This window comes from Ruegeria sp. HKCCD6428, from assembly GCF_013110595.1.
Lineage (GTDB): Bacteria > Pseudomonadota > Alphaproteobacteria > Rhodobacterales > Rhodobacteraceae > Ruegeria.
Genome location: NZ_WVQX01000001.1, coordinates 840,192 through 854,664 on the forward strand (window position 1 = coordinate 840,192; position 14,473 = coordinate 854,664).

General features: G+C 59.9%; 15 protein-coding genes. 6 read left to right on the top strand and 9 right to left on the bottom strand.

What is annotated here, in order from left to right:
- The first annotated feature begins 113 nt into the window (after positions 1–113).
- Both GS620_RS04110 and GS620_RS04115 read left to right on the top strand, forming a co-directional pair.
- Complete coding sequence (locus GS620_RS04110; protein ID WP_171167847.1) at positions 114–419, top strand: hypothetical protein; 306 nt, start codon at positions 114–116, stop codon at positions 417–419.
- 21 nt (positions 420–440) lie between these two features.
- Positions 441–1,112: a YafY family protein gene (locus GS620_RS04115; RefSeq protein WP_171167846.1), complete on the top strand. Its 672-nt coding sequence runs from the start codon at positions 441–443 to the stop codon at positions 1,110–1,112.
- Between the two features lie 58 nt (positions 1,113–1,170).
- Here the strand turns inward: GS620_RS04115 and GS620_RS04120 are convergent, their stop codons facing one another.
- The 8 genes from GS620_RS04120 to GS620_RS04155 form a co-directional block, all read right to left on the bottom strand.
- A complete protein-coding gene (locus GS620_RS04120) occupies positions 1,171–2,337 on the bottom strand; it encodes a peptidoglycan DD-metalloendopeptidase family protein (protein ID WP_171614198.1) in 1,167 nt (388 codons plus the stop codon).
- Between the two features lie 62 nt (positions 2,338–2,399).
- Entirely contained in the window at positions 2,400–3,050 is a 651-nt protein-coding gene (locus tag GS620_RS04125) for a protein-L-isoaspartate(D-aspartate) O-methyltransferase (protein WP_152458180.1), read from the bottom strand.
- A complete protein-coding gene (gene surE, locus GS620_RS04130) occupies positions 3,047–3,829 on the bottom strand; it encodes a 5'/3'-nucleotidase SurE (RefSeq protein WP_171328181.1) in 783 nt (260 codons plus the stop codon). Before surE ends, GS620_RS04125 begins: the two co-directional genes overlap by 4 nt.
- A 114-nt stretch (positions 3,830–3,943) precedes the next feature.
- Positions 3,944–5,038, bottom strand: coding sequence for an ABC transporter ATP-binding protein (locus GS620_RS04135; protein ID WP_171231521.1), 1,095 nt, complete (start codon positions 5,036–5,038; stop codon positions 3,944–3,946).
- An 80-nt stretch (positions 5,039–5,118) separates the two neighbouring features.
- The gene (locus GS620_RS04140) at positions 5,119–6,168 is read right to left on the bottom strand and encodes a methyltransferase domain-containing protein (protein ID WP_171614199.1); all 1,050 of its coding nucleotides are present in this window, start codon (positions 6,166–6,168) and stop codon (positions 5,119–5,121) included.
- 106 nt (positions 6,169–6,274) lie between these two features.
- Positions 6,275–7,387 (bottom strand): hypothetical protein, encoded by a 1,113-nt coding sequence (locus GS620_RS04145; protein WP_171614200.1) that lies wholly within the window; start codon positions 7,385–7,387, stop codon positions 6,275–6,277.
- 2 nt (positions 7,388–7,389) lie between these two features.
- Positions 7,390–8,169 carry an SDR family oxidoreductase gene (locus tag GS620_RS04150; protein ID WP_171614201.1) on the bottom strand — a complete coding sequence of 260 codons (780 nt, stop codon included), beginning with the start codon at positions 8,167–8,169 and terminating at the stop codon, positions 7,390–7,392.
- Positions 8,170–8,242: 73 nt separating this feature from the next.
- Positions 8,243–8,605, bottom strand: a complete 363-nt coding sequence (locus tag GS620_RS04155; protein ID WP_171204874.1) for a nuclear transport factor 2 family protein — start codon at positions 8,603–8,605, stop codon at positions 8,243–8,245.
- A 109-nt stretch (positions 8,606–8,714) separates the two neighbouring features.
- On the opposite strand from GS620_RS04155, the gene GS620_RS04160 reads away from it, so the two are divergent.
- The 4 genes from GS620_RS04160 to GS620_RS04175 all read left to right on the top strand — a co-directional run bounded on the left by GS620_RS04160 (position 8,715) and on the right by GS620_RS04175 (position 13,570).
- Complete coding sequence (locus GS620_RS04160; protein WP_171167837.1) at positions 8,715–10,319, top strand: peptide chain release factor 3; 1,605 nt, start codon at positions 8,715–8,717, stop codon at positions 10,317–10,319.
- A gap of 49 nt (positions 10,320–10,368) precedes the next feature.
- Positions 10,369–11,112, top strand: coding sequence for a hypothetical protein (locus GS620_RS04165; RefSeq protein WP_171614202.1), 744 nt, complete (start codon positions 10,369–10,371; stop codon positions 11,110–11,112).
- 20 nt (positions 11,113–11,132) lie between these two features.
- Complete coding sequence (locus tag GS620_RS04170) at positions 11,133–12,038, top strand: glycosyltransferase family 2 protein (RefSeq protein ID WP_171614204.1); 906 nt, start codon at positions 11,133–11,135, stop codon at positions 12,036–12,038.
- A gap of 185 nt (positions 12,039–12,223) precedes the next feature.
- Positions 12,224–13,570 carry a DEAD/DEAH box helicase gene (locus GS620_RS04175; protein ID WP_152458188.1) on the top strand — a complete coding sequence of 449 codons (1,347 nt, stop codon included), beginning with the start codon at positions 12,224–12,226 and terminating at the stop codon, positions 13,568–13,570.
- Here GS620_RS04175 and GS620_RS04180 read toward each other — a convergent pair.
- Positions 13,567–14,469: an EamA family transporter gene (locus tag GS620_RS04180; RefSeq protein WP_152458189.1), complete on the bottom strand. Its 903-nt coding sequence runs from the start codon at positions 14,467–14,469 to the stop codon at positions 13,567–13,569. The genes GS620_RS04175 and GS620_RS04180 overlap by 4 nt on opposite strands.
- Between the last annotated feature and the right edge of the window lie 4 nt (positions 14,470–14,473).

The window sequence follows — 14,473 nt, forward strand, 5'->3', positions numbered from 1 at the left end:
AAAATTGACCTCATCTGCAAAAAACTATGGGCTCGCATTTTCCAACTGACAGGTTTATGTCAGTTGGAAGGGGCTAGGAACAGGGCATCGAAACCTGGTCAACGGAGACTCACATGACCCATGTTGCTGAAATCGTCACCTTCACTCTTGCCAACGGCACCACCCCTGAAGAGTTCGTAGAGCTCAGCAAGGCATCCGAAGCCTTTGTTCGCAGCGCACCTGGCTTTGCCCATCGACAGCTCAGCCAAGGCGCAGACGGCCGCTGGACCGACTATGTCGTCTGGACGGACATGAAGGCCGCGCAGGACGCTGCGGCGCAGTTCCCGCAACAGGAATGTGCAGCAGGCATGATGGCGGCCATCAACCCTGAAAGCGTTCAGATGCGCCATGAGGCCGTATTGTGGAACATGACTGCCTAGGCGCGGTCCGGACGGCGTGTCATGCGCCGAACTGACCGCCTGTTCGATATCATCCAGATCCTGCGCGACGGCAAACTGCACCGCGCGCAGGACATCGCGGACCGGCTGGAAGTGTCGGTCCGTACCATCTATCGCGACATGGACACACTGGTCGCCTCGGGTGTTCCGGTCGAAGGAGAGCGCGGCGTGGGTTACATGGTGCGCGAGCAGATCACCCTGCCGCCGCTGAATCTGACCCCGGCCGAGCTTGAGGCCCTGAACCTCGGCATGGCGATCGTGGCCGAGGCCGCAGATCCAGACCTGAAAGCCGCCGCGAACTCTCTGGCAGACAAGATCGATGCCGTTCTGCCCACACAGGTTGTGGCTGAAGCCGATAGCTGGAAATTCGCGGTCTACCCTTTTGCAGATGCAGCCCGCGGGCTTGCACATATGGCTCCGATCCGCGCGGCCATCAAATCACGCCAAAAGCTTCGGCTGTCCTACCGCCGCATTGACGGCGTTCTGACTGAACGCACAATCCGTCCGCTTCACATGGAGTATTGGGGCCGCGTCTGGACACTCACAGCATGGTGCGAACTGCGCAACGGCTTCCGCGTCTTCCGCATCGACCTGATTGAATCCGTCTCGCCGCTGCCAGAGATCTTCGCAGACGAGCCCGGCAAACGTCTGAGCGACTACGACCCAAACGCCTGACAGGCAGCCGTATTCAGAAGTGTTTCGGGCAGAGGCACAGCCCGAAACGAGCGATGTATCATTTTAGGTAGGGATCCGGATCCACTGATTCAAAACCTTTGCGCACCTCGAAATGCACATAGGCATCGTCTCCGCCCCTCAATTGCGCCAGCTTTTGTCCACGGCGTACACGATCACCTTTCTTGACGCTGATGCCATCAACATTGGCATAGACCGTCAGCAGATCATTTTTGTGTTTGACCACGATGATCGGAACCTGATCCGCGTCCGCGGTAATCGCCGCTACGGTTCCCGCCTCAGCCGCGGTGACGGCTGTGCCGGGGGCCGCAGCGATGTCGATTCCTTCGTTCTTGCCCTTTTTATAGCCGCGGATGATGGTGCCGCTGACCGGCAGGGACAAGGCCGTAGATCGCGTGTTTGTCGGGGCTTCGGCCGTCACATCAGGGGCTTCAGCGCGCGGCGCAACCTTTTCGTCGGGCAAGGGCTGCGTGGCACTTGGAGGCGTCGGCGTCGGCGACCCCTGCCCCGGCTCCGTTACCTCGGTGGCCGCAACCGGTGCCGCTGCAGCAGCGCTTTGACGTGGCGCGGACTGGTTCTTGACCGGGATCAACAGAAACTGACCTTCACGCACGGTGAAGTCGGACCCCAGGCCGTTCCATTCCGCCAGCGATTCCACCGGCACCTGATAGAGGCGCGAGATCGTGTAAGCCGTTTCGCCGCGCTTGACCTTGTGGCGGACAGGTTCCGGCCCGCTTGCGACGGGCGCCGGGGCTGGCTTGGCAGGCTCCAGCGTCGTTGTCCGGACGCCCCCCGTTTCAGGGGCCTGATCAATGGCGGCTCCGGCAACTGATGCGATATCTACGCCACTGCCTGCACCTACCGAACGCGGCAAGGCGAGAACTTCGCCCTCTCGCAGGGTGTCGGTTGTCTGAAGGCCGTTGAACCGAGACAGCTCACCCTCGGGCAGGCCGACACGCGCGGCCACATCGCGCACCGTGTCGCCGCGTCGGGCCACGACAACCTGGTAGTTCGGATAGGTTATCACCCCCCGGCTGTCGGGCGACGGGCGCGACGTTGTTGCCGACTGCACTGCATCAGTGGTCGAAAATCCGCCGACCTGACCGCGCAGGTCGTAATCCAGTGGCCCTTCACACCCGGCCAGAATGGCCATAGCGGCCACTCCGGTCGCGCAGCGACGCATAGCTGATTTGGATACTGCACTCATAATTCTGTCCTCAACGCCTGCCCCTGTTGTCCGGGGTTTCGACGACCAATTTATCAAGCCTGTTACGCCTCGTCCTTGCCAAGCCCCTCAAGCAGAGGCACGAAACGGACCGACGTCAATTCTTCATAGTCCAGACCGGCCTCGGTGCGCGTTACTTTGATCAACTGCTGCACCGTGTCCGACTGACCCACGGGTAAAACCATAATACCCCCGATTTTCAGCTGCGCCAAGAGCGGTCCCGGAGGGTCTTCGGCCGCGGCCGTTACGATGATCCGATCAAACGGAGCCTGTTCCGGCAAGCCAAAGGATCCATCCGACAGCATGGCCGTGATATTCGTAAGCCCCAGATCGGCAAAAAGCTTCCCTGTCTCGCTGACCAGCCGCCGATGGCGTTCGACCGTATAGACCCTGCGCGCCAGTTTCGACAGGATTGCGGCCTGGTAACCTGACCCTGTTCCGATCTCGAGCACGGTATCGCGCGGCCGAACGTCCAGCGCCTGCGTCATGAGACCAACGACCGACGGCTGACTGATCGTCTGACCGCAGGAGATCGGCAATGGCATGTCCTCGTAAGCGCGATCTGCGAACAGGCCGGTGACAAAGCGGCCCCGATCAACCTGTTCCATTGCCTCCAGAACGCGCGCATCCGTGACCCCCCGTTTGCGCAGGGCAAACAGGAACTGCATCACGGTTTCCGGGTCCAGTCCGCTCATTCGACCGCCTTCAATGCCTCCAGCATGTCATATGCGGTCAAGTCGGCGCGCATCGGTGTAACCGAGATATAGCCTTCCAGATTGACCGCAGCATCCGTTCCCGGCGCAGTCGGGTTATGCTGATAGCCGCCCTTGATCCACAGGAACCGCCGCCCCGAGGGCGAGCTGTGCGGTTCGACCGAAAAATGCGTGTCGCGCCGGAAACCCTGCGCGGCAACGCGCGTACCGCGCACTTCATCTGCCGGGACAGGTGGGAAGTTCACGTTGTAAAACAGGCGGTAATCGCCCTGCTCGGCCGGGGTTGCATCCAAAATACGCCGGACCAGATCGGCCCCGAACCGCGCGGCAGCCTCGAACGAGTCGTCCAGCCCCAGATTTCGCGGGCCGAAATACTGTGACAGAGCAATCGCAGGAACCCCCTGCAGCGCCGCTTCCATCGCGCCGCCGATAGTGCCCGAATAAAGCGTGTTCTCGGCCGAGTTGTTGCCCCGGTTCACGCCGGACAGGACAAGATCCGGCGGGCAGTCTGACATCACGTCATGCAGCCCTGCCAACACACAATCCGCAGGCGACCCCTCCGCCGCATAACGCCGTTCTCCCAACTTGGCGATCATCGTGGGATGGGTATAGCTGATGCAATGCCCGACCCCGGATTGTTCAAAGGCGGGCGCGACCACCCAGACCTCACCATCCGGACCTGCCAGTTCGGCAGCGATCGCCTCCAGCGTGATCAAGCCCGGAGCGTTGATCCCGTCATCATTGGTCAGAAGAATACGCATGTGCCCGATTTACCCCCGCGTTTGGCCCTTGATAGACCCAGCCCCGCGATGCGGCAAGCGACGCGGCCCTGCAATCTGAGGCTTTCGCGCACCACTTGCACGGAAATCGCGAGGTTAACTCTGCGCCTCGGGGAAAACGAAACATTTGTCACGGCGAATGGTCAGCCACATGACACGGCCCGGATTGGGCACAAAGACATTGGGGACCGTCGCCCTGAGGATCGAGCCGTCGTAATCCATGCGAAACTCGACCAGGCTTTCGTTTCCCAGAAAACGCGCACGTTCGACCACGCCCCGCGCAGCAACGCCATCGGTCGCGGTCGGCAGCGGACCCTTGCCGTTGCGGTCGAAATCCAGTTTGACATGCTGGGGGCGAAATACGATCTCGACATCCGTTCCATCCGGAATACCCGGCGCCAGAAACTGGCCGAACGGCGTGTCTGCCAGCGCTCCGTTCACCTGCGCCCGCAACACGTTGACATCACTGAAAAAGGCCACGGCCGCCTTGTCCGCCGGCCGGGTATAGACATTGTATGGCGCGCCCTGCTGGACGATCTTGCCGCGCCGCATCAGCGCGATCTCATCCGCCATCCGCATCGCCTCTTCCGGTTCATGTGTAACCAGCAGAACGGCCGCATCCTCTTCCTTGAGAATGGACAGCGTCTCATCCCGAATACCGTCGCGCAGACGGTTGTCGAGGCCCGAAAAGGGCTCGTCCATCAACATGATCCGGGGCCGTGGCGCCAAAGCGCGGGCCAGGGCCACACGTTGTTGCTCGCCGCCCGACAACTGATGTGGGAACCCGTCGATGAACCGCATCAGGTCCACTTTGCGCAAAAGCTCTTCGACCCGGGCTCGTTTTTCGTCCTTGCTGCCTTTTAGGCCAAAGGCCACGTTGTTGGCCACGCTCAGATGAGGAAACAGCGCAAAGTCCTGAAACATCAACCCGATCTCGCGCCGCTCTGGGGGCACCCGAAACACGGTGTCGCAGATCAGCTTGCCATCGACGTAAATCTCGCCCGAGTCCTGCATCTCGACCCCGGCAATCATGCGCAGGGTGGTGGATTTCCCGCAGCCAGACGGCCCCAGCAAACAGGTTACCTTGCCGGCCTGCACGGTCAATGACACGTCATCCACAACAACCCGCCCCTCGAACCGGCGAATAATGTTGCGAATTTCCAGACGCGGAGGAGTTGCGTTACCTGTCACCGATGGACCCCATTGCCTTTCCCGATCAAATCCATCGGGCTTGGGCGGGGATAGCAACCCCGCCCCTCAGGTGCAAGAGATCAGCAGCAACCGCCGGATGATGCGGTTTCGCCTGTTGCCTCGAACGGGCTTTCACCGCCACAGCCTTCGAAAATGCCGAAATGGGTGGAAAAATCGCCGATAAAGTCGAAATGGCGGGCAAACCGCGTGTCCCGCAGCATCATCCAGGTATTGCCGCAGACCGGAAAGACCTTGCCGGTTTCGATGACATGGTGATCGTCCAGTACAAACGCATGCGGCGCGGTGGGAACAGTGCCTTTGTAGATCACCGCCTGGCCGTAATCCTCGCAGGCCGGTTCCAGCGCCGGCATCTTGAACAGACGGTAGGTCGCCGACAGGAATCTGAGCGGGGCAACACGTTCTTCCAGCGCAGGATTCTCGATGGTCAGCGCGCGGTGCGTCACCCGGCGCGGATCACCGAAACCTGCCTTGCGCGCCATCGACAGGAAATCATTCCAGTACAATGCACCCGACAGGCATTCGCCATACAAAACCTCATCCTCGGCCATCGCCTTCGGGACACGGCGGTCGGCATAGACGTCCGAGAAATACATCTCGCCGCCTTCTTTCAGCAACCGATGCGCGCCGCGCAGCACGGCATCCTTGTCGGTCGCCAGGTTAATGACGCAGTTCGAGACGATGATGTCGAACGATCCGGGTTCCAGATCCAGTTCCTCCAGCTTCTCGATATAGCCGTGATGGAATTCAACGTTGCTTTTGGCGTGCCCAAAGGCTTGGGCGTGATAGTCCTGATGCGCGCGGGCAACGTCCAGTTGTTCGGGTGTCATGTCCACACCGACGACCCGGCCTTTTACACCAACCATGGCAGACAGCGCATAGACGTCGCGCCCCGCCCCACAGCCAAGATCGAGGATCGACATGCCCTCGAGATCCTGAGGCGCGATCAGACCGCACCCGTAATATCGGGTCAGCACATCGTCATGAATCCTGGACACTATCCGCTTGAGATGATCCGGCATGTCGTCCGGCGTGCAACAGGCGTTGGTCTGCAAGTCCGCACTGCTTTGCAGGACTTCACCGTAATAATTCCGTACCGAATCGTGTTTCATCGCTGCTTCCCCGTCATGCGTGTCTGTACGCAGCTAGTGCAGCGGCCTTGCATTCGCAATCCGGCCACGGTCGTTCTGACGAAAGCGTGAGTGTTCCTGCGCCCAACTAACCCAACAACTCAAAGTCCACGCCGGCACGGACAACGCCGTTCACCTGAACCTCAAGCCGATGCGCGCCGGGGATTAGCCTGAAGGTAGAGGCATCACCCTTCAGCCTGTGACGCTTGGCCAATGTGAGCCTGCCGTTGTTCAAAGCCGCCTGTTTCAGCTTGTACACCTTGGGTGATGTTTTTCCCGCAGGGCGCTGAAAATAAATAATATAATCCACCAGAACCGGTTGTTTCCCCACCCCGGTCAGATCAACGGAAAACTCCAGCGCTTCGCCAATACGGGCCTCGGAACTCAGATCAATTGTCACGGCGATATCCGCATCTGGGTCATATCCCAGCATCTTCATCGCCTCTGGGTGCCCGGCCTTGACCAATCCGCGCAGCGTATGAGAGGTCATCCACTCCAGCTCTGCCGCGGTCTGTCGCGCCTCGGTGCGCCACTTGTCCAGACGCGCCAGGACCAAGCCCGGGTCTTTCTTGGCAATATCATTCAAATGGTTGGCCACCGACCGCGTCACATACCGGGTCGGATCGCCGTGCAACCTGTCCAACAGCGGCAACGGGTCCGTCAGACCCAGACCGATGCCCTGCCCCCATGGCAGACGGGGCCGCGTTCCCTCGCTGACCAATCGGCGCACGTGATAGCTGCTGTGGGTGCACCAGTCCTGCATCCGCCCAAGCACCCTGTCCGGGGCATGGTTCAGGAAAGGCCGAATGGCCCATTCCATCGAAAACCGCTGCGTCAGCTCCTCCAACACATCCAGAGACAGATCGACGTGATCCAGCCCGATGGCCGCGACCCATTCACCCAGCGGCGCGAAAATGAAATCGCCAAAATCATCATCCGATCTGGCAGGGTCCAGCGGAGGCGGCAAAGACCGCAAAATCACCGGGGCGACTGTCGGCAAGTCACCCGGCACGGCCTGTTGCAGGCATGTCGCGATCCAGCTCATACGCTGTTTCAGTTCCAGTTCAGGCAGGCGCGACATGACCTGTGCCTGAAACGCAGAGGCGTCGAAACCCGGTTCAGCATCCAAGAACAAGGCGCTGAGAAAACTGACCTTTTCAGCATTGAACAACTGATCTTTCAACGAAAAACCCTGCGCCATGATCACATCGTCAGGTTGGTCGCACCGCCGTCCAGCAGGATATTCTGGCCAACGATGAAGCCCGCATGTTGCGAACACAGAAACGCGCAGGTCGCACCAAACTCCTGCCGTGAACCATAGCGCCTGACCGGGATCGTCGCCGCACGGTTGGCACGCGCTTCGTCAATCGAAATACCCTGTTGCGCCGCCACACCGCTGTCCAGAGAATCCGCCCGATCCGTGGCATGGATGCCCGGAAGCAGGTTGTTGATGGTCACCCCGTGAGGCGCCACCTGACGCGAGGTTCCGGCCACATAGCCCGTCAGACCTGTACGCGCCGCGTTTGACAGACCCAGAACCGCAATTGGCGCTCGCACGGATTGCGAGGTGATATTCACCACCCGGCCCCAACCCTTTTCCATCATTCCGGGAAGCAGAGCTTTCATGAACGCAATCGGCGTCAGCATGTTGGCATCCAGCGCCTTGATGAAATCATCGCGCTCCCAGTCCGACCACGATCCGGGTGGCGGTCCACCGGCATTTGTCACAAGAATATCAACGCCCTGCGCGGTCTCGATCACCTGCGCCTGACCGTCGGGCGTGGTCACGTCGCAGGCCACGGTCTGCACCTCGACGCCGTGTTTTGACCGCAGGCGCGCGGCCTCAGCCTCCAACGCCTTGGAACCACGTGCGTTCATCACGAGGTTTACGCCAGCCGCGGCAAGCGCCTCGGCGCAGCCAAGACCCAATCCTTTGCTGCTGGCACAGACCAGCGCGCGTTTTCCTTGAATTCCCAGATCCATCGGATCCTCCCTGTCAGTCATCGCCGCATGTCTAGCACCGGCCAGACAGGGAAGACCAGAAACGGATCGTCGATCAATAGAAGAACTCTTCCCGGATGATCTTGCCGTCGGCGACGTGATAGACACCCACTTCGCGCATATCGAACGCTTCACCGGTTTCCTTCACGGTGCCCTGCACTTCGAAAATCACGGCAAAACGGTCTTCGCCATGAGGAAGCGGATCGCTGACAGACGCACTAGACACTTCATGAGCGCTTTCCCACCACTCATGCTTGCCACGGATGGCGTCGATCCCTTTGGTTTCCCGACCCATTCCCTGAAAATCCTGCCCTTCGACCGACACCGCATCCGGCGCATACAGCTTGGACAGGTTTTCCTTGGCCCGGTCTTCCCGGCAACCAGCCACGAGTTCATCGGCAATCTCTTTCAAATTCATTGATCCACTCCATCATTTGTTCACTATATGTTCTTTTTGCCACAGACCCATGATTCGTACCAGACCCTTTGTCTTGCTTCGGCAGGATTCCCCGCATATACGCGCGCTCATGCTTGATACCTCGAACCAACCCACCCTGCCGCCCGAGATCGCCCGACGCCGGACGTTCGCCATCATCTCGCACCCGGATGCGGGCAAGACGACGCTGACGGAAAAGTTCCTGCTGTACGGGGGCGCGATCCAGATGGCCGGTCAGGTGCGTGCCAAGGGCGAGGCGCGGCGGACCCGGTCGGACTTCATGCAGATGGAAAAGGATCGCGGCATCTCGGTCTCGGCTTCGGCGATGTCGTTCGACTATGGCAACTTCCGGTTCAACCTTGTGGATACACCCGGCCACAGCGATTTCTCGGAAGACACCTATCGCACGCTGACAGCCGTGGACGCGGCCGTCATGGTGATCGACGGCGCGAAAGGTGTGGAAAGCCAGACGCAGAAACTGTTCGAGGTCTGCCGCTTGCGCGATCTGCCGATCCTGACCTTCTGCAACAAGATGGACCGCGAAAGCCGCGACACGTTCGAGATCATCGACGAAATTCAGGAAATGCTGGCCATCGACGTCACGCCCGCCGCTTGGCCCATCGGCGTGGGGCGCGACTTCATCGGCTGCTATGACATGCTGCGCGACCGGCTGGAACTGATGGACCGCGCCGACCGCAACAAGGTGGCGGAAAGCATCGAAATCAACGGGCTGGACGACCCCAAACTGGCCGAGCATGTGCCTGCCGAATTGCTGGACAAACTGCTGGAAGAGGTCGAGATGGCGCGCGAATTGCTGCCTGCGCTTGACCCGCAGGCGGTACTGGAAGGCCACATGACCCCGATCTGGTTCGGTTCGGCCATCAACTCGTTCGGCGTCAAGGAACTGATGGAAGGCATCGGCGCCTATGGCCCGCAGCCACAGGTTCAATCCGCAGAACCCCGCCAGATTTCCCCCGACGAAAAGAAAGTTTCAGGCTTTGTGTTCAAGGTTCAGGCCAATATGGACCCCAAGCACCGCGACCGGGTGGCCTTTGTCCGTATGGCCAGCGGTCACTTCAAGCGTGGCATGAAGCTGACCCATGTGCGGTCGAAAAAGCCGATGGCGATCTCGAACCCCGTATTGTTCCTGGCCTCTGACCGCGAGTTGGCGGAAGAGGCCTGGGCCGGTGACATCATCGGCATTCCCAACCACGGGCAGCTGCGCATCGGTGACACGCTGACCGAAGGCGAAGCGCTGCGGGTGACCGGCATCCCGTCGTTTGCGCCGGAACTGCTGCAAGGCGTCCGCGCGGGCGACCCGATGAAAGCCAAGCATCTGGAAAAAGCCCTGATGCAATTCGCCGAGGAAGGTGCGGCCAAGGTGTTCAAGCCTTCGATCGGCTCGGGCTTTATCGTGGGGGTCGTGGGTGCATTGCAGTTCGAAGTGCTCGCCAGCCGGATCGAGATGGAATATGGCCTGCCGGTACGGTTCGAGGCATCGCAGTTCACCTCGGCACGTTGGGTGAGCGGTGACAAGGCCGAAGTCGAGAAATTCGTAGGCGCCAACAAGCAGCACATTGCGCATGATCATGACGGCGACATCGTCTATCTGACCCGCCTGCAATGGGATATCGATCGGGTGGTCCGTGACTATCCCGCGCTGAACCTGACCGCGACAAAAGAGATGATGACCTGAGGCAACTGTCTGATTGCACAGGCAGGTTTGGCTGTGCAATCCTGCGCGCATGAGTGACGACGAACTGACCTATCCCGGTGGCCTGCCCGACATGCTGGACAGCTATGAGAACCGGCGCAGCCCGTTTCAGTTCGGCACCCTGACCCTGCCCGAGCTTGACGTCGATCTGGATGATCTGGCCAAACGCATCGTGCCCGACACCGCCACCGAATTGCCACCCGGGCGCAGCACCACCTGGGATCGCAAACGCGTTCAGATCGCGCGGGAATTCGTCGGAAAGTCAGAGCTTGCCTTCCTGAACGCCCAGCTGATCTCGAATCTCAGAAAACGCTCCTTTCCGCGTCAGGCCCCTGCGCTGTTCTGCCGGTTGTGGGACGAACAATCCGACCATCTTCTTTCCGCCCTCGACCTGCGTTGGCTGGTATCGTCTGTTCAGACCTTTGCGGATCACGGTCAGACGCCGACACAGCGCGAGGTCGGACATGCCTTGCGCGTGTTCTTCAGCATGATGAAGCTGTATGAGTTCGAGCGGCTCTTCTCGGGGCTGGCCCCGGAAACGCCGTTTCAGTTCAAGGACAGGAACCACGTCCCGCTGCCCTATCAGATGAAAGGCTTTTCCTTTGAAAAAGGCGGGCTTGACGTCAATCTCATCGCTCCGATCTGGACCAAGGCGATGAACGATCCCACGATTGCACCGCTGGTGGATCACCTGATGATCCAATTGAACAAGGACCCAGGTGGAGTTTTTCGACGCCTGAAACGCATGCGCGACACCCGCGCACCGCGCAAATGACCACCTGGGGCATTGTCTCCATGGTCCGGGGACCAACCGAAGACGTCCTTCGGTTCGTGGCCCATCACCTCGAACTGGGGGCGGATTTCATATATATCTACATGGACGAACCCAACCGCCGCACGTTCAGGGCTCTGAGAATGCATCCCAAGGTCCGGGTCCGTAACTGTGATGACGCCTTTTGGGAAAAACGCGGACGCGCACGGCCGGAAAAGCATCAGGTGCGCCAGTCGGTTCACGCCACTTTTGCCTATCGAAACACTCGGCTGGATTGGTTGACACATATCGATGTGGATGAGTTTCTTTGGCCGGCGGCCCCCATTTCCGATGTTCTGCGCGATGTTCCAGACACGGTTCCCGCGGTGCGCGTCCGCCCGTTGGAGGCCTTGGCCGGGGGCGATGACCTGTACAAAGCTCATATTCCGCATGGCCCGAACCGCGAAGCGCTGGTCGAGACCATTTACCCGAATTACGGCGCCTTCGTCATGGGCGGTTTCCTGAGTCATGTTCAGGGAAAGCTGTTCGTGCGCACCGGGTTGAAAAACCTGAGCATCCGCATCCACAACCTGTTTCAGAATAAGGTGCTGCTGCCCTGCAAATACGAACTTCCGCAGATCGATCTGTGCCATCGTCATGCCCCGGACTGGGACCACTGGATAGCGCACTACCAGTTCCGCATGGATCGTGGCTCGTATCAGGCCGGCATGGCACCGAATGTTCCGCGCGAACAGGGGGGGCTGAGCAAGAACGAACTGCTCAATTGGATCGAGGCCGAACAGGGCATGGTCGGGCTGCGTGCGTTCTACAATGAAATGAGCGGCGCGGACGCAGAGGTGCGCGCCAACCTGGAACGCCACGGCCTGCTGCGCCACCGCCCTTTGAACCTGGACGAAAAACTACAGAAACACTTCCCCGGAAGTTGCTGAATTGTTGCTGAAATTCACCGCAGACAAAAGGCAGGGTCAGGTGAAATTCTCTTCATTTGACCCCGATCAACGTTTTTGTTATGTCCGCGTACAAGCCGAAATGTCGCATTACGCGCATGGCCATCCGGGCCCGGCACATCTTTGACGCGCGGGCCAGGTCAAGTGTCCGCAAAAACCGGACATACATGACAAAATTCAACGAACTGAACCTGAACCCGAAGGTCCTCAAAGCCATTGAAGAGGCCGGATACGAATCCCCCACCCCGATCCAGGAAGGCGCGATTCCGCCCGCTCTGGAAGGCCGTGATGTCTTGGGGATTGCCCAGACCGGCACTGGCAAGACCGCCAGCTTCACACTGCCGATGATCACCCTGCTGGCCCGTGGCCGCGCCCGCGCGCGCATGCCGCGCTCGCTGGTCCTGTGTCCGACGCGGGAACTGGCCGCCCAGGTGGCCGAGAATTTCGACACCTATACCAAACACCTGAAACTGACCAAGGCGCTGTTGATCGGTGGCGTCAGCTTCAAAGAGCAAGAGGCCCTGATCGATCGCGGCGTCGACGTTCTGATCGCCACTCCGGGCCGCCTGCTGGACCATTTCGAACGTGGCAAGCTTCTGCTTACCGGTGTTCAGATCATGGTGGTGGACGAAGCCGATCGGATGCTGGATATGGGCTTTATTCCTGATATCGAACGCATCTTCTCGCTGACGCCGTTCACGCGGCAGACATTGTTCTTCTCGGCGACCATGGCTTCCGAGATCGAGCGCATCACGGATACTTTCCTGTCCGCCCCTGCCCGGGTTGAAGTCGCCCGGCAAGCGACCGCATCCGAGACGATCGAACAGGGCGTTGTCATGTTCAAAGGCGGCCGTCGGGACCGTGAAGCAAGCCAGAAACGCAACGTGCTGCGCGCCTTGATCGACGCAGAGGGCGAAAAGTGCACCAACGCAATCATCTTCTGCAATCGCAAGACAGATGTCGATATCTGCGCGAAATCGCTGAAGAAATACGGCTATGACGCTGCCGCGATCCATGGCGATCTGGACCAATCGCAGCGGATGAAGACGCTGGACGGGTTCCGCGACGGATCATTGCGTCTGCTGGTTGCGTCCGACGTCGCTGCGCGCGGTCTGGATGTTCCAGCCGTCAGCCACGTGTTCAATTTCGACGTCCCCGGCCACCCCGAGGATTACGTGCACCGTATCGGCCGCACCGGTCGCGCCGGGCGCGAAGGCAAGGCCATCACGATCTGCTCGGTCCGCGATGAAAAAGCCCTGGCTGCGATCGAAAAGCTGATCCAGAAGGACATCCCGCGCATCGACAATCCGGTCAAGGAAGAGCCCAAGCCTGAAAAGCCGAAGCCCGAGAAAAAAGCCCGGGACTCCGAAGCCAAGAAAGACACCCGGAAAGAGCGAGAGCCCAAAGGGCGTGGCCGCGGGCGCAAGGAAGACAATGGCCGGGCCGTGGTGGGTATGGGCGATCACCTGCCCAGCTTCATTGCCCTGAGCTTTGACGAGCGTCGTGCCGGCTAAATCGCCAGCACCAAGGCCAATATCGAGACACCCAACAGCAACATCCCGGCGATTTCTCGCCGGGTGATCGTCTCGCGGAAAAACAGGATCGAGGCCATCAGGCTGAAGATCAGCTCTACCTGCCCCAGCGCTTTGACATAGGCTGCGTTTTGCAGTGTGAAGGCCCAGAACCAACAAAACGAACCACCCAGACTGGTCAGTCCGACAAACACGCCGGTGGATCGGGTTTGCCACACCGCGCGCAGTTCGGCCCGGTCGCGCCACAACAGCCACAGGCCCATGCTGACAAACTGAAACGTCACGACGGCGGCCAGGGTGATCAGTGCGCGGAACCAGGCGTCGGCATCACCCAATTGCAACGAGGCCCCGCGATAGCTGACGGCGGAAAATGCAAACAATACCCCTGATCCAAGCCCCAATTGGGACGCGCGGTTGGTCAGATGCCGCCACCAGGCGCCGCCTCCTCCGGGGGTTTTCGACAGCAAAAGCACCGCCATCAACCCCAACAGGATCGCAACCAGCGCGCCGCTGGAAACGCTGTCGCCCAAAACCAGAAAGCCGACGATCGCGGTCTGAATGACTTCGGTTTTCTTGAAGGTGATCCCGACCGCAAAGTTTCGTTGTTTGAACAACGCCACAACACAGATCGTTGCCAGGATTTGCGCCGTGCCTCCGATGACAGCGTACAGCCAGAACACTCCGCCAATCGGAGGCAAGCTGGCGCCCGTTGTCAGCATCGCCACAAACAGCCCAGCAACGGCCAGCGGCATGGAATACGCAAATCGCGCAAAGGTCGCGCCGGCGGCAGACAGTTTCACGCTGCTCAAGGATTTTTGCAGCATGAACCGCACGGTCTGAAAACTGGCGGCGGCGATGGTGACAGGGATCCAGAGACTCATGTCA